At 61.4% G+C, this 15,675-nt stretch carries 11 protein-coding genes; 10 read left to right on the top strand and 1 reads right to left on the bottom strand.

The genetic code is table 11. The features are described from left to right. Window positions 1–128 precede the first annotated feature (128 nt). The 9 genes from betI (at window position 129) to yccS (ending at window position 14,016) form a co-directional block, all read left to right on the top strand. The gene (gene betI, locus KGA88_RS06705) at window positions 129–722 is read left to right on the top strand and encodes a transcriptional regulator BetI (RefSeq protein WP_223589762.1); all 594 of its coding nucleotides are present in this window, start codon (window positions 129–131) and stop codon (window positions 720–722) included. A 61-nt stretch (window positions 723–783) separates the two neighbouring features. Further along, entirely contained in the window at window positions 784–2,256 is a 1,473-nt protein-coding gene (gene betB, locus KGA88_RS06700) for a betaine-aldehyde dehydrogenase (RefSeq protein ID WP_223589759.1), read from the top strand. Window positions 2,257–2,471: 215 nt separating this feature from the next. After that, window positions 2,472–4,172 (top strand): choline dehydrogenase, encoded by a 1,701-nt coding sequence (gene betA, locus KGA88_RS06695; protein WP_223589756.1) that lies wholly within the window; start codon window positions 2,472–2,474, stop codon window positions 4,170–4,172. Window positions 4,173–4,448: 276 nt separating this feature from the next. Beyond that, window positions 4,449–5,891 carry a TldD/PmbA family protein gene (locus KGA88_RS06690; protein ID WP_223589753.1) on the top strand — a complete coding sequence of 481 codons (1,443 nt, stop codon included), beginning with the start codon at window positions 4,449–4,451 and terminating at the stop codon, window positions 5,889–5,891. Further along, the gene (locus tag KGA88_RS06685; RefSeq protein WP_223589751.1) at window positions 5,891–7,228 is read left to right on the top strand and encodes a TldD/PmbA family protein; all 1,338 of its coding nucleotides are present in this window, start codon (window positions 5,891–5,893) and stop codon (window positions 7,226–7,228) included. The genes KGA88_RS06690 and KGA88_RS06685 overlap by 1 nt, the downstream gene beginning before the upstream one ends. A 169-nt stretch (window positions 7,229–7,397) precedes the next feature. Further along, complete coding sequence (gene mdtD / locus KGA88_RS06680) at window positions 7,398–8,825, top strand: multidrug transporter subunit MdtD (RefSeq protein ID WP_110662491.1); 1,428 nt, start codon at window positions 7,398–7,400, stop codon at window positions 8,823–8,825. Between the two features lie 105 nt (window positions 8,826–8,930). Further along, window positions 8,931–10,268 carry an ATP-dependent RNA helicase DbpA gene (dbpA, locus tag KGA88_RS06675; RefSeq protein WP_263296038.1) on the top strand — a complete coding sequence of 446 codons (1,338 nt, stop codon included), beginning with the start codon at window positions 8,931–8,933 and terminating at the stop codon, window positions 10,266–10,268. Between the two features lie 135 nt (window positions 10,269–10,403). Further along, entirely contained in the window at window positions 10,404–11,582 is a 1,179-nt protein-coding gene (locus KGA88_RS06670) for an NAD(P)/FAD-dependent oxidoreductase (RefSeq protein WP_223589746.1), read from the top strand. 250 nt (window positions 11,583–11,832) lie between these two features. Further along, on the top strand, window positions 11,833–14,016 hold the full coding sequence (gene yccS, locus KGA88_RS06665) for a YccS family putative transporter (RefSeq protein ID WP_110658746.1): 2,184 nt from the start codon (window positions 11,833–11,835) through the stop codon (window positions 14,014–14,016). Window positions 14,017–14,172: 156 nt separating this feature from the next. On the opposite strand, the gene KGA88_RS06660 is transcribed toward yccS, so the two are convergent. Further along, window positions 14,173–14,910, bottom strand: coding sequence for a substrate-binding periplasmic protein (locus KGA88_RS06660; RefSeq protein WP_110658744.1), 738 nt, complete (start codon window positions 14,908–14,910; stop codon window positions 14,173–14,175). Between the two features lie 256 nt (window positions 14,911–15,166). Here KGA88_RS06660 and KGA88_RS06655 point away from each other — a divergent pair, with 256 nt between their 5' ends. After that, entirely contained in the window at window positions 15,167–15,619 is a 453-nt protein-coding gene (locus KGA88_RS06655; protein ID WP_110658742.1) for a GNAT family N-acetyltransferase, read from the top strand. The last annotated feature ends 56 nt before the right edge of the window (window positions 15,620–15,675 follow it).

The raw sequence follows: 15,675 nt of genomic DNA, 5'->3' as shown, positions 1-15,675 counted from the left end.
TGTAGGCAGCGACGATTTGTCGCAGATCTTATTCTTTGTTGATTGAACGTTCAATCAAAACAAAATAGACTGGCCCTCAAGCCGATGGACGTTCTGCGTCTGCCGGAAGGCCTAAGGAGATGTGCAAGATGCCCAAGGTCGGTATGCAACCCATCCGCCGCCAGCAATTGATCGAAGCCACTTTGCTGGCCGTCGACCAGGTCGGAATGGGGGACGCCAGCATTGCGCTGATCGCCCGTTTGGCCGGTGTCTCGAATGGCATCATCAGTCATTACTTTCAGGACAAGAACGGCCTGATTGCCGCCACCATGGGGTACCTGATGACGGTCCTGAGCGAGAACGTCACCGCGCGCCGATTGGCGCTGACAGATGACAGCCCGCGGGCGCATCTGCAGGTGATCATCGAAGGCAACTTCGACGCCAGCCAAGTCAATGGCCCGGCAATGAAAACCTGGCTGGCCTTCTGGGCCACCAGCATGCACCAGCCGTCTTTGCACAGGTTGCAGCGGATCAACGATCACCGCCTGTATTCCAACCTGTGCTGCCAGTTCCGCCGCGTGCTGCCGCTCAATGATGCGCGCAGTGCCGCCCGGGGCCTGGCAGCGTTGATCGACGGATTGTGGTTGCGCGGCGCGCTGTCGGGAGATGCTTTCGACACCGAGCAGGCGCAACAGATCGCTTACGAATACATGGATACCCAACTGGCCAAGCGGGTGAGTTAGAGCACACACAAACGCTCAACCACCGGACCGTGCCAACCACTTATGCTCTTGCGAGGACTTTATGGCCCGTTTCGAATTGCAAAAACTCTACATCGATGGTGCTTACAGCGACGCCAGCAGCGACGCCACTTTCGAAGCCATCAACCCGGCTAATGGTGAAGTCCTCGCAAAAGTGCAACGTGCGACCAAGGACGACGTCGAACGCGCCGTCGTCAGCGCCGAAAAGGGCCAGAAGATCTGGGCTGCCATGACCGCCATGGAGCGTTCGCGCATCCTGCGTCGCGCCGTGGAAATCCTGCGTGAGCGCAACGACGAACTGGCCGCCCTGGAAACCCTGGACACCGGTAAAGCGTTCTCCGAAACCAAGTACGTCGACATCGTCACCGGTGCTGACGTGCTGGAGTACTACGCAGGCCTGGTACCGGCCATCGAAGGCGAGCAGATCCCACTGCGCACCACTTCGTTCGTCTACACTCGTCGCGAGCCGCTGGGCGTCGTGGCCGGTATCGGCGCATGGAACTACCCGATCCAGATCGCCCTGTGGAAATCCGCACCTGCCCTGGCGGCCGGTAACGCGATGATCTTCAAGCCAAGCGAAGTCACCTCGCTGACCACCCTGAAACTGGCCGAAATCTACACCGAAGCCGGCCTGCCAAACGGCGTGTTCAACGTCCTGACCGGCAGCGGCCGCGAAGTCGGCACCTGGCTGACCGAGCACCCGCGCATCGAGAAGATCTCGTTCACCGGCGGCACCGACACCGGCAAGAAAGTCATGGCCAGCGCTTCGGCTTCGTCGCTCAAAGACGTGACCATGGAACTGGGCGGCAAATCCCCGCTGATCATCTGCGACGACGCCGACCTCGATCGCGCCGCCGACACCGCGATGATGGCCAACTTCTACAGCTCCGGCCAGGTCTGCACCAACGGCACTCGCGTGTTCGTACCGGCCCACCTGAAAGCCGCTTTCGAAGCCAAGATCGTTGAGCGCGTTGCGCGCATCCGCATCGGTAACCCGGAAGACGAAAACACCAACTTCGGCCCGCTGGTCAGCTTCGCCCACATGGAAAACGTGCTGGGCTACATCGCCAAGGGCAAGGAAGAAGGCGCCCGCGTACTGTGCGGCGGCGAACGCCTGACCGACGGCGAATTCGCCAAAGGCGCCTTCGTCGCGCCGACCGTGTTCACCGACTGCACCGACGACATGACCATCGTCCGTGAAGAAATCTTTGGCCCGGTGATGGCGATCCTGTCGTACGAAACCGAGGAAGAAGTGATCCGCCGCGCCAACGACACCGACTTCGGCCTGGCCGCCGGTATCGTCACCAAGGACCTGAACCGCGCCCACCGCGTGATTCATCAGCTGGAAGCCGGTATCTGCTGGATCAACGCCTGGGGCGAGTCCGACGCGAAGATGCCGGTTGGCGGCTACAAGCAGTCGGGTGTTGGTCGTGAAAACGGCATCAGCTCGCTGAACAACTTCACCCGCATCAAATCGGTACAGGTCGAGCTGGGCGATTACGTCTCGGTGTTCTGATTCGCACGCGCTCTGGAGTGGACGCCATTGTGGCGAGGGGGCTTGCCCCCGTTGGGCCGCGGAGCGGCCCCATCCAGACGCCGCATGCTTTCAGATAGAACGAGGTCGCTGAATTTGCGACTGCTGCGCAGCCGAACGGGGGCAAGCCCCCTCGCCACAGGTTATGCAGTGTCCCAGCGACCTCGACCTGACCAACATCAAAGAGGGTGCATTCAATGTCCCAAGAATTCGATTACATCATCATCGGTGCCGGCTCGGCCGGTAACACCCTGGCGACCCGTCTGACCGAAGACGCCGGCGTCACCGTCCTGCTGCTCGAAGCCGGCGGCCCGGACTACCGTTTCGACTTCCGCACACAAATGCCGGCCGCCCTGGCGTTCCCGCTGCAAGGCCGTCGCTACAACTGGGCCTACGAAACCGATGCCGAGCCACACATGGACGGTCGTCGCATGGAATGCGGTCGCGGCAAGGGCCTGGGCGGTTCCTCGCTGATCAACGGCATGTGCTACATCCGCGGCAACGCCATGGACTACGACGGCTGGGCGAAACTGCCAGGCCTGGAAGACTGGTCGTACCTGGACTGCCTGCCGTATTTCCGCAAGGCGGAAACCCGCGACATCGGCCCGAACGATTACCACGGTGGCGAAGGCCCGGTCAGCGTGACCACGCCGAAAGCCGGCAACAACCCGCTGTTCCACGCCATGGTTGAAGCTGGCGTGCAGGCCGGTTACCCGCGCACCGAAGACTTGAACGGCTACCAGCAGGAAGGCTTCGGCCCGATGGACCGCACCGTGACGCCGAAGGGCCGTCGTGCCTCCACCGCCCGTGGTTACCTGGATGTGGCCAAGAAGCGTTCGACCCTGACCATCGTCACCCACGCCCTGACCGACAAGATCCTGTTCGAAGGCAAGCGTGCGGTCGGCGTGCGTTACCTGGTCGGCGCTGCTGAAGAGCGCGTTGAAGTCAAAGCACGCAAGGAAGTGCTGCTGTGCTCCGGCGCCATCGCTTCGCCGCAGATCCTGCAACGCTCCGGCGTCGGCCCGGCCGAGTTGCTGAACAAGCTCGACATTCCAGTGGTCCACGACCTGCCGGGCGTCGGTGAAAACCTGCAGGATCACCTTGAGCTGTACCTGCAATACGCTTGCACCCAACCGGTCTCGCTGTACCCGTCGCTGCTCTGGTACAACCAGCCGGCCATCGGTGCCGAGTGGCTGTTCAACGGCACCGGCATTGGCGCCAGCAACCAGTTCGAAGCCGGCGGTTTCATCCGCACCCGTCCGGAATTCGAATGGCCGAACATCCAATACCACTTCCTGCCGGTAGCGATTAACTACAACGGCAGCAACGGTGTGAAAGAGCACGGTTTCCAGGCGCACATGGGCTCCATGCGTTCGCCGAGCCGTGGGCGCATCCAGGCCAAGTCCAAGGACCCACGCCAGCACCCGAGCATCCTGTTCAACTACATGGCCACCGAGCAGGACTGGCAGGAATTCCGCGACGGCATCCGCCTGACCCGTGAAATCATGCAGCAGCCTGCGCTGGACGCCTTCCGTGGTCGCGAGATCAGCCCGGGCATCGACGTGCAAACCGATGAACAGCTGGACAAGTTCATTCGCGAACACGCCGAAACCGCGTTCCACCCATCCTGCTCGTGCAAGATGGGCACCGACGACATGGCCGTGGTCGATGGCGAAGGCCGCGTGCATGGCATGCAAGGCCTGCGAGTGGTCGATGCCTCGATCATGCCGATCATCACCACCGGCAACCTCAACGCACCAACGATCATGATGGCCGAGAAAATCGCCGACAAGATCCGTGGCCGCAAGCCATTGCCGCGCAGCACCGCCACTTACTATGTGGCGGGTGAAGCGCCGGTGAAGGGCAAGCCGGTGCGGGAAGTGAGCCAGATCGCTTAACAACCGTTAAACCGCGGTGCGGCCTTCGCGAGCAAGCCCGCTCCCACACTTGATCTCCAGCGGACACAGATTTTGTGAACACCCGGGATTAAATGTGGGAGCGGGCTTGCTCGCGAAGGGGCCCTGTCAGCCACCCCTCCCAAAGTATCCCCCGCTCCAGACCGCTCCACCCTTGATCCTCCCCCCCGTGCAGGCCTAATCTAGCGCCACACAATCGTTTCACCACTCCCCTCGCAACACCGCTCTATCGCCACTCCATACCCAGGAGGTTCATGAATGTTCGATTTCCATCCCCAGCTCAAGCAGCGCTTCGCTGCCTTGCGCACGGGTGCCGAATTCTTTTCCCTGCGTTATGTGCGCGAATCCGGGCAGTACCTGTCGGTGCGCAAGAACGTCGCCGAACCGCCGAGCCTGAGCCGTGACGAAGGGGCGATGCTGACCGTGCGAGTCAATGGCGTCGAGGCCTATGCGGCCACCAACGATCTGTCGCAACAGGGCCTGCAAGCCGCCCTCGAACGCGCCGAACTGCAGGCCCGCCGGCTCAAGCCCCACGCCTTGCTGGACCTGCGTGAACAAGCCGTTTCCAGCGACCGCGCCGATTACTTTTCACCCAACCTCGACCAGGCCTTCCCGACCCTGAGCGACTGCTACCAGTTGCTCGGCGCCGAATCCGCCGCCGTACCCAGGGACGAGCGCCTGGTGAACTGGCAGGTCAGCCTCGGCATCACCCACGTCGAGCAGATCTACCTCAACAGCGCCGGTGCCGAACTGCGCCAGGCCCAACGCTTTGTGTACCCTGGCCTGGACGTCACGGCTTACGACGGCAACGACAGCCAGACCCGCAGCCTGGGCCGCGAGAACTTCGGCCAGCAAGGCGCGGCGGACGTCATCAGCCGCTGTGGCCTGATCGGCGCCGGGACCCAGGTGGCCGACCAGGCCCTGCAATTGCTCCTGGCGCCAAACACCCCGCAGGGCAAGCGCGACCTGCTGCTGATGCCCGACCAGATGATGCTGCAAATCCACGAGTCCATCGGCCATCCGCTGGAGCTGGACCGCATCCTCGGCGACGAGCGCAATTACGCCGGCACCAGTTTCGTCAAAGCCTGCGACTTCGGCCGCCTGCAATACGGTTCCGGCCTGCTCAACGTGACCTTCGATCCAGAGATCCCCGAAGAACTCGCCAGCTACGGCCATGACGACGACGGCACGCCCGCCAGCAAACAGTTCCTGATCCGTGAAGGCCTGTTGCTGCGCCCGCTGGGCGGTGCGTTGTCGCAATTCCGTGCCGGCATGGACGGCGTCGCCAACAGTCGCGCCTGCGGCTGGAACCGCCCGCCGATCGATCGCATGGCCAACCTCAATATCGAGCCGGGCGATCAGTCCATCGAGCAACTGATCGGCGGCATCGAACACGGCGTGCTGATGTCGACCAACCGTTCCTGGTCGATCGACGATGCGCGCAACAAATTCCAGTTCGGCTGCGAATGGGGCCAACTGATCGAAAACGGCGAACTCAAGGGTGTGGTGAAGAATCCCAATTACAGGGGCATCTCCGCGCAGTTCTGGAAAAGCCTCAGCGCCGTCGGCGATGCCAGTACCCTCAAGGTCCTCGGCACACCGAACTGCGGCAAGGGCGAACCAAACCAGGTGATCCGCGTCGGTCACGCGTCACCGGCCTGCGTGTTCAGCAACGTTGATGTATTCGGAGGAGACGCCTGATGAATCCTTCAATCAGCCAGTCCAAGTCGTTCAAGGCGCTGGTCAACAGCTTGCGTGAGGCGCTTCTCGAGCCCGAGCAGTTCACCCTCAGCTACGCCGCCGAGTCGTCGGCCTTCGTGCGTTTCAACAACGCCAAGGTGCGCCAGGCCGGTCAGGTGCAGCAGGCCAGCATCAGCCTGAAACTGATCAACGAAGGCCGGCATGCCGACCTGAAAATCACCCTGGCCGGCGATCCGCAGGTGGATGCGCAGCGCCTGGGCGAAGGCCTGCAACAGTTGCGTGACACCTTGCCGCTGCTGCCTCCAGATCCGTACCTGCTGCTCAACCACAACGGCTGGCAGAGCAACAACGTGCAATCGCACCCGCTGCCGGACACCGAGGAAGTGGTCGCGCAAATCACCCAGGCCGCCGAAGGCCTGGATCTTGTCGGCTTCTACGCAGCCGGCCCGATCAGTCGCGGTTTTGCCAGTTCTTCGGGCGCCTTCGGCTGGCATCAGGCCAACAGTTTCAATTTCGACTTCAGCCTGTTCCACGAGAACGGCCAGGCCGTGAAAGCCAGCTACGCAGGGCATGACTGGAGCGGTGAAGGCTTTGCCAGACGCTTCCAGCAAGCCCGCGAGGAGCTGGAGTTTCTGGGCCGGCCGCTGCGCACTTTGGCGCCCGGCCAGTACCGCGCCTACCTCGCACCGGCGGCGCTGGAAGAAATCATGGGCATGCTGTGCTGGGGTGGTTTCTCGGCACAGTCGATTGCCAGCAAAAGCAGCCCGCTGCAAAAGCTCTACGGTGGCGACAGCGCGTTGAGCCCGCTGGTCTCGCTGGATGAAAAAGTCAGCGGCTCGCTGAGCCCGGCGTTCTCCGACGAAGGTTATCCACGCAGTGATCTGGGGTTGATCGTCAACGGCAAGGCCGGGGCACAACTGGTCAGCTCGCGCAGCGCTGCGGAATACGGCTTGACCGCCAACGGCGCCAGCGGCGGTGAATCACCAAGCGCACTGAACATGAAAGTCGGGGCATTGCCTGACGCGGACATCCTCAAGCAACTGGGCACGGGGTTGTACATCAGCAACCTGTGGTACCTGAACTTCTCGGATCAACCCGCCGCACGCCTGACCGGCATGACCCGCTTTGCCACGTTCTGGGTCGAGAACGGCGAGATCCAGGCACCGGTCAGCACCATGCGTTTTGATGACAGCGCCTTCAGCCTGCTCGGTTCGCAGCTCGAAGCGCTGACCGAGGAGCGGGAGTTGCTGTTGTCGGCGAGCACCTACAGCCAGCGGGCGACGGCTTCTGCGCTGTTGCCGGGGGCGTTGGTCAGTCGGTTGACCCTGACGCTGTAAACACAAGTCTCAAGTGCACAGCAAACCTGTGGGAGCGGGCTTGCTCGCGAATGCAATCTTTCAGCTGACCTATTGGGTGACTGATACACCGCATTCGCGAGCAAGCCCGCTCCCACAAGAATCTCGCTCCACCATGACCTTGCATTAATTTCATCAATCTAGAGGTCCCATGCCCAACCGCCCACCTCTCGACGCTGTTACCGCCCGCTGGATTCCGTGGGTTGTCGCCATTGCCTTCTTCATGCAGTCCCTCGACGGGACGATCCTCAACACTGCCCTGCCGGCCATGGCCCGCGACCTGGCTGAGGACCCGTTGCGCATGCAGGGCGTGATCATCGCCTACATGCTCACGGTCGCCCTGCTGATTCCCGCTTCGGGCTGGATCGCCGATCGCTTCGGCACCAGGAAGATCTTCTTCAGTGCGATTCTGTTGTTCAGCCTTGGCTCGCTGCTCTGCGCATTGTCGACCAGCCTGACCCAGTTGATCGGCGCGCGGGTAATCCAGGGCCTGGGCGGTGCGTTGATGCTGCCGGTCGGGCGGCTGGTGGTGTTGCGCGCCTACCCGCGTTCGGAACTGGTGCGGATCATGGGCTTCATCACCATTCCCGGGCTGCTCGGCCCGTTGATCGGCCCGACCATGGGCGGCTGGATGGTGCAATACCTGACCTGGCACTGGATCTTCCTGATCAACCTGCCGGTGGGGCTGGTCGGTTGCTACGCCGTGTGGAGATTCATCCCGGACCTGCGCGGTTCCGAACGAACCCGCTTCGATAGCCTGGGTTTCGTGCTGTTCGGCGCGGCGATGATCCTGATCACCATTGCCATGGAAGGCCTGGGCGAATTGCACCTGCCACACCTGCGGGTGATGTTGCTGCTGTTCGGCGGCATGGCGTGCCTGGCGGCGTACTGGCTGCGTGCCGGGCATATCGACAATCCGTTGTTCGCGCCGTCGCTGTTCAAGACCCGGACCTTTGCCGTGGGCATTCTCGGCAACCTGTTCGCCCGCCTCGGCAGCGGCGCCCTGCCCTTTCTGGTGCCGTTGCTGTTGCAAGTGGCGCTGGGCTATTCGCCATCCCAGGCCGGGATGAGCATGCTCCCGCTGGCGGCAGCGGCAATGATCGCCAAGTGGGTCGCGCGGCCGCTGATCGAGCGTCTGGGTTATCGCATCGTGCTCACCGGCAACACCCTGGCGCTGGGGATCATGCTGGCAAGCATGGGCCTGGTCAGCGAGCAGACGCCGTACTGGCTGCTGCTGTGCCAGCTGGCGATCCTCGGGGCGATCAACTCCTTGCAGTTCACCGCGATGAACACCGTGACCCTGATCGACCTCGACGACGCCAGCGCCAGCAGCGGCAACAGCCTGCTGTCGGTGGTCGCGCAATTGTCCCTGAGCCTGGGCGTGGCCTGCGCCGGTGCGTTGCTCGGAGGGTTCACGGCGGAGATCGGAAACGACGGTGTAGACACGGTTCTGGGTGCCTTCCAGCTGACGTTTGTCACGGTCGGAATCATGGCGATGCTGGCCGCAACGATCTTTTCTCAACTCTCAAAGGAAGACGGACGGCGCGTCAAGCGTCCGGAAGAACACATAGAGCCTTAGGGCGAATGGCCATCGGGCTGGTACACTGCGCGACATTTTGTTTTGCAGGCCAGTCCCGTGACCACCATCGCCACCGAATTTAATACTTTGCCGCTGTCCGCCGCCATGCTGGCTAACCTCGACTCCCTCGGTTATGCCCAGATGACGCCGATCCAGGCGCAAAGCTTGCCGGTGATCCTCAAGGGGATGGACCTGATCGCCCAGGCCAAGACCGGCAGCGGCAAGACTGCCGCGTTCGGCATCGGCCTGCTGAACCCGATCAATCCGCGCTACTTCGGTTGCCAGGCGCTGATCCTGTGCCCGACCCGCGAGCTAGCCGACCAGGTCGCCAAGGAAATCCGTCGCCTGGCCCGTGCCGAAGACAACATCAAGGTCCTGACCCTGTGCGGCGGCGTCTCCCTCGGCCCGCAGATCGCTTCGCTGGAGCACGGCGCACACATCATCGTCGGCACTCCGGGTCGCATCCAGCAGCACCTGCGCAAGGGCTCGCTGGTACTCCACGGCCTGAACACGCTGATCCTCGACGAAGCCGACCGCATGCTCGACATGGGTTTCTACGATTCCATCGAAGAAATCATCATGCAGGCCCCGGAGCGTCGCCAGACCCTGCTGTTCTCCGCCACCTACCCGGTAGGCATCAAGCAGTTGGCCTCGAAGTTCATGCGCAACCCGCAGCAAGTGAAGGCCGAAGCGTTCCACGACGACACGCAGATCGAGCAGCGCTTCTACGAGATTTCCCCGGATGACCGCATGAGCGCCGTGACCAAGGTCCTCGGCCACTTCCGCCCGGCGTCCTGCGTGGCCTTTTGCTTCACCAAGCAGCAGGTCCAGGAAACCGTCGATCACCTGACCGACAAAGGTATCTCCGCCGTCGGCCTGCACGGCGATCTGGAACAACGTGACCGCGATCAGGTACTGGCGATGTTCGCCAACCGCAGTACTTCGGTACTGGTCGCCACCGACGTCGCCGCTCGTGGTCTCGATATCGATTCCCTGGACATGGTGATCAACGTCGAGTTGGCCCGCGATTCGGAAATCCACATTCACCGTGTCGGCCGTACTGGCCGCGCCGGTGAAAAAGGCCTCGCGATCAGCCTGGTCGCGCCGTCCGAAGCACAGCGCGCCCAAGCCATCGAACAATTGCAAAAGACGCCGCTGACCTGGGATCAGGTGGACAACCTCACCTCCAAGGGCGGTGGTCCGCTGTTGCCGCAGATGAGCACCCTGTGCATCGCTGCCGGCCGCAAGGACAAGGTTCGTCCGGGCGACATTCTTGGCGCACTGACGGGTGATGCCGGTATTCCCGGTGCTCAGGTCGGCAAGATCGCGATTTTCGACTTCCAGGCCTATGTGGCCGTGGAGCGCGGCGTCGCCAAGCAAGCTTTGCAGCGCTTGAATGACGGCAAGATCAAGGGCCGCTCGTTGCGCGTGCGCATCCTCTGATTGATTCACTGTAGGAGCCGGCTTGCTGGCGATGAACGATGACGCGGTCGACTCGATGGACCGCAGCGTTTGCATCGCCAGCAAGCCGGCTCCTACTGGCTTTGTGTTGGATTGAAAATTTGTGAGGACACCGTTTTGCGCTCTACCGAAGTCGTGATCATTGGCGCTGGCGCCGCAGGGTTGATGTGTGCACTGACCGCCGCCGGGCGCGGGCGCAAGGTGCTGCTGCTCGACCATGCCAACAAGGCCGGCAAGAAAATCCTGATGTCGGGCGGTGGCCGCTGCAATTTCACCAACATGTACACGGAACCGGGCAATTTCCTTTCGCAGAACGCACATTTCTGCAAATCCGCCCTGGCCCGTTACACCCAATGGGATTTCATCGGCATGGTGGCCAAGCACGGCGTGCCGTACCACGAGAAAAAACTCGGCCAGCTGTTCTGCGATAACAAATCCAGCGACATCCTTGAGATGCTGCTCAACGAGTGCGATCAGGTTGGCGTCAGCCTGCACCTGGACACATCGATCCAGACCATCGAGAAGCTTGAGAAAGGCTTTTTGCTGGACACTACGCTCGACCAGATCACCTGCGAATCGCTGGTGATCGCCACCGGCGGCCTGTCGATCCCGACCCTGGGCGCCACCGGTTTCGGTTACCAGGTGGCCAAACAGTTTGGTCACGAACTGCTGCCGACCCGCGCCGGCCTGGTGCCGTTCACTATCACTGATCAGCTCAAGGCCCTGTGCACCGAGTTGTCCGGTACGTCGGTGGATTGCCTGGTCAGCTGCAACGACCAGAGCTTTCGCGAGAACATCCTGTTCACCCACCGCGGCCTCAGCGGCCCGGCGATTTTGCAGATCTCGTCGTTCTGGGAATCCGGCGATCCCGTCGAGATCAACCTGATGCCGGATCACGACGTGCCATCCTGGCTGCAACAGCAACAGGCCGAACGCCCCAACAGCGAGTTGAAAACCCTGCTTGGGGAAATTTTCACCAAGAAGATGGCCAACCTGCTGGCGGACAACTGGTTCACCTCCAAACCGATGAAGCAGTACACCCACGCGGAACTGGCCGATATCGCGGAAAAACTGGCGAGCTGGAAAGTCGTGCCCGCCGGCACCGAAGGCTATCGCACCGCCGAGGTGACCCTGGGCGGCGTCAACACCAACGAGGTGTCGTCCAAGACCATGGAATCGCTGAAAAGCCCGGGGCTGTACTTCATCGGCGAAGTGCTCGACGTGACCGGGCATCTGGGCGGGTTCAACTTCCAGTGGGCGTGGGCTTCCGGTTACGCCGCCGCACAGTACGTCTGACCAACTGGCGTACACAAAACAAATGTGGGAGCGGGCTTGCTCGCGAAAGCGTCGGATCAGTCAACACTGATGTTGAATGACACACCGCCTTCGCGAGCAAGCCCGCTCCCACATTGGGTCTGTGATGATTTGCAGAGTGTATTCGCACAAGGAAGGAACAGATTTTGCTGTCTGATGTGATCGGCGCCATTGCGTCGGCGTCATTAGTGGCTCAATTTAGCGTCATTGCCTCGGAAGGCCTTCGCATTTCATGTCATCAACTTCGTTCCGCCAGTCTCTGCGTCGCCTTTGGGCGCTGGATAAATTCAGCTACAGCGTGCGGGTATTCATTGCCCTGACCGGCACCATGGCGCTGTGTTGGTATCAGGACGAGATGGGCCTGCTGATCCCGTTGTTCCTGGGGATTATCGCCAGCGCCCTGGCCGAGACCGACGACAGCTGGCAGGGCCGTCTCAATGCGCTGGCCGTGACGCTGGTGTGTTTCGCGGTCGCCGCGCTGTCTGTCGAACTGCTCTTCCCCTATCCCTCGCTGTTTATCATCGCCTTCGCCCTGGCCGCGTTTTGCCTGACCATGCTCGGCGCCCTCGGCGAGCGCTATGGCGCGATTGCCTCGGCGACGTTGATTCTGTCGGTCTACACCATGATTGGCGTGGACCAGCGTGGCGGTGCGGTCATCGACGTGTGGCACGAGCCGGTACTGCTGGTGGCCGGTGCCGCCTGGTACGGCTTGCTTTCGGTGTTGTGGCAGGCGCTGTTTTCCAATCAGCCGGTACAGCAGAGCCTGGCGCGGTTGTTCCGCGAGCTGGGCTATTACCTGAAGCTGAAATCCTCGCTGTTCGAACCGATCCGGCAGATGGACGTGGAGGCGCGGCGCCTGGAACTGGCCCAGCAGAACGGCCGGGTGGTCGCGGCACTCAACGCCGCCAAGGAGATCATCCTGCACCGCGTCGGCAACGGTCGACCAGGCTCGAAAGTCAGCCGCTACCTCAAACTGTACTTCCTCGCCCAGGACATCCACGAGCGCGCCAGCTCTTCGCACTACCCCTATAACGCCCTGGCCGACGCCTTCTTCCACAGCGACGTGCTGTTCCGCTGCCAGCGCCTGCTGCGCCAGCAAGGCAAAGCCTGCCGGGCACTCGCCGAATCAATCCAGATGCGCCAGCCGTTCATCTATGACGCCAGTTTCGCCGAAGCCCTGAGCGACCTCGATGCCTCCCTCGAACACCTGCGCGTCCAGAGCAACCCGGCCTGGCGCGGCTTGCTGCGTTCACTGCGGGCACTGGCGGCCAACCTTGGCACCCTCGACCGCTTGCTCAGCGATGCCAGCAACCCCGACGCCCTGGCCGACGCCACCGACAGCAGCCTGCTGGACCGCTCACCGCGAAACCTCAAGGACGTATGGCTGCGCTTGCGCACGCAGCTGACGCCAACCTCGCTGCTGTTCCGCCACGCCCTGCGATTGCCTCTGGCCTTGAGCATCGGCTACGCCATGGTGCATTTGATCCACCCGTCCCAAGGCTACTGGATCATCCTCACTACGCTGTTCGTCTGCCAACCGAACTACGGCGCCACCCGCCGCAAACTCGGTCAACGGATCATCGGCACCGCCATCGGCCTGACCCTGGCCTGGGCGTTGTTCGACCTGTTCCCGAACCCGCTGATCCAGTCGTGTTTCGCCATTGCCGCCGGGGTGGTGTTCTTTACCAACCGCACCACCCGCTACACCCTGGCGACGGCGGCGATCACCCTGATGGTGCTGTTCTGCTTCAACCAGGTGGGTGACGGTTACGGACTGTTCCTGCCACGGTTGTTCGATACCTTGCTCGGCAGCCTGATCGCCGGGCTCGCGGTGTTCCTGTTCCTGCCGGACTGGCAGGGCCGGCGCCTGAACAAAGTGCTGGCCAACACCCTGGCCTGCAACAGCATTTACCTGCGCCAGATCATGCAGCAATACGCGGCAGGCAAAAGCGACGACCTGGCTTACCGCCTGGCCCGCCGCAATGCGCACAACGCCGACGCGGCGCTGTCGACCACACTGGCCAATATGCTGATGGAGCCTGGGCATTTCCGTAAGGAAGCGGATGTCGGCTTCCGCTTCCTGGTGCTGTCGCACACGCTACTCAGTTACCTGTCGGGCCTGGGCGCACATCGGGAAACCCTGTTGCCGGCAGACGTGCGTGAACAATTGATCGAAGGGGCCGGGGTGAAACTGGCTGCCAGCATCGATGAGATCGCCCAAGGGCTGGCGAGCAAGTCCTCGATTGCGATTCAGAGTGATGAAGAAGAAGCACTGGCCAATGAACTGGAACAGATGCCTGATGAAATCGATGAGGGGCAGCGGCTGGTGCAGACGCAGTTGGCGTTGATTTGTCGGCAGTTAGGGCCATTACGGACGTTGGCGGCGCATCTCATCAAGGACACCAGTGAAGATTGAGATCTCTGCTGTCTGAGCGGGCCTCTTCGCGGGCAAGCCCGCTCCCACAGGGGTTATCTGATGGTCACAAATTTTGTGTTCGCCTTCGCCCCCTGTGGGAGCGGGCTTGCTCGCGAAGAGGCCGGCAAAAACAACATGGATTCTGGATCAACCTACTCACATCCCATGCTGCTTCATCAACTTGTCATAACTCCCGTCCGCCTTCATGGCCGCGATCTCCCGGTCGAAACCGGCGACGATCTGCTCATGCTGCGGATTCTTCAGGCTGACCAGAATGTGCAGGCTGTTCTCACTCAAGGGCTTGGGCAGGAACTCCACGGCGTTACGTACCTTGGGTGACTCGCGGGCCAGGTAGTAACGGGCGACGTATTCATCTTCCAGAGTGAGCTTGACCCGCTCCGCTGCAAGCATGCGCACCGCCATGGCGAAACTGTGCACGGGGATTTTCTGCAACGAGTCGTCGTTGTCGAAAGAAGGCGAATACGCGTATCCACGCACGATGGCGATCGGATAAGTGTGCAATTGCTGCAGGTTATTGAATTCGATGGGCGCGTCTTTGCGCTTGAGAAAACGCACGCGATTGAGCAGGTACTCGCCGGAAAACTGGCCGAGTTTTGTACGCTCGTCGTTGTACCAGGCGTTGACCAGCACGTCGTATCGGCCCTCGCCCAAGCCCATCAGAGCCCGCGCCCAGGGCACCTGTTCGAACTCACTGGCATAGCCGGCCCTGGCCAGTGCGGTACTGACAATATCCGTGGCCAGACCACCGTTGACGAGCGTGGAATCGGTAAAGGGGGGCCAGGCATCAGCGACCAACCGCAGTTTTTCTGCCGCCGCTCCCTGAACCAGCAACAGCAATCCAATCAAGGCAAAAGCTCGATGCAATCGCGGCATGCCAGAAATCCTTAGCGGGCGGATTGCCCGGCGTGTTTTCAGCCAAAACCCCAAGGCCCCGTACCGGCAAGACCCGGGTACTAAACATTAGCTCATCGAAGCCATAGCACAGCGCTTCAATTCAGATTACACAAAGAAGTCATCCGCGCGAAAAATGAATGATGGCATTTTGGCCTTTGTCACAGATTCTTCCGCCATAAAGACTTCTGGCGTCAGTGCGCTTAGTATCGGAACGACGTTTTCAGGGAATCAAAACATGACAGTCGATTGGATCTGCAAACACCACAGCGACCTGGGCAAGGAGCAGCTGTACGCCATTTTGCAGCTGCGCGCCGAGGTGTTCGTCGTCGAGCAGCAATGCGCTTATCAAGACGTGGATGGCCAGGACCTGGAAGGTGACACTTGTCACTTGATGGCCTGGGACAGCAATCAACTGGTGGCCTATCTGCGGCTGCTCGACCCGGAACTACAAGGCGGGGACGTAGTGATCGGTCGGGTAATCATTGCTCCACACGCACGAGGCGCCGGGCTTGGACATGAGTTGATGGACCAGGCGTTGAAGCAGATTGAAGAAAGCTGGCCGCAAACGCCGATCTACCTCTCGGCCCAGACGCATTTGCAGGGGTATTACGGGCGGTACGGGTTTGTCGTGACGGGCGAGGAGTTTGTCGAGGATGGCATTCCGCATATCGGAATGCGTCGCCTCTGAAGGCCTCTTCGCGAGCAAGCCCGCTCCCACATTTGATCTCTATCGCACAAAAATTC

Origin of the sequence: Pseudomonas sp. A-R-19 (genome assembly GCF_019956575.1) — a bacterium.
Taxonomy (GTDB): Bacteria; Pseudomonadota; Gammaproteobacteria; order Pseudomonadales; family Pseudomonadaceae; genus Aquipseudomonas.
This window is presented reverse-complemented; position numbering and strand designations above follow the sequence as displayed.

Coding starts and splice junctions, on each gene's coding strand:
- betI (WP_223589762.1), top strand. CDS start 129: ATGCCCAAGGTCGGTATGCAACCCATCCGCCGCCAGCAATTGATCGAA.
- betB (WP_223589759.1), top strand. CDS start 784: ATGGCCCGTTTCGAATTGCAAAAACTCTACATCGATGGTGCTTACAGC.
- betA (WP_223589756.1), top strand. CDS start 2,472: ATGTCCCAAGAATTCGATTACATCATCATCGGTGCCGGCTCGGCCGGT.
- KGA88_RS06690 (WP_223589753.1), top strand. CDS start 4,449: ATGTTCGATTTCCATCCCCAGCTCAAGCAGCGCTTCGCTGCCTTGCGC.
- KGA88_RS06685 (WP_223589751.1), top strand. CDS start 5,891: ATGAATCCTTCAATCAGCCAGTCCAAGTCGTTCAAGGCGCTGGTCAAC.
- mdtD (WP_110662491.1), top strand. CDS start 7,398: ATGCCCAACCGCCCACCTCTCGACGCTGTTACCGCCCGCTGGATTCCG.
- dbpA (WP_263296038.1), top strand. CDS start 8,931: ATGCTGGCTAACCTCGACTCCCTCGGTTATGCCCAGATGACGCCGATC.
- yccS (WP_110658746.1), top strand. CDS start 11,833: ATGTCATCAACTTCGTTCCGCCAGTCTCTGCGTCGCCTTTGGGCGCTG.
- KGA88_RS06660 (WP_110658744.1), bottom strand. CDS start 14,910: ATGCCGCGATTGCATCGAGCTTTTGCCTTGATTGGATTGCTGTTGCTG.
- KGA88_RS06655 (WP_110658742.1), top strand. CDS start 15,167: ATGACAGTCGATTGGATCTGCAAACACCACAGCGACCTGGGCAAGGAG.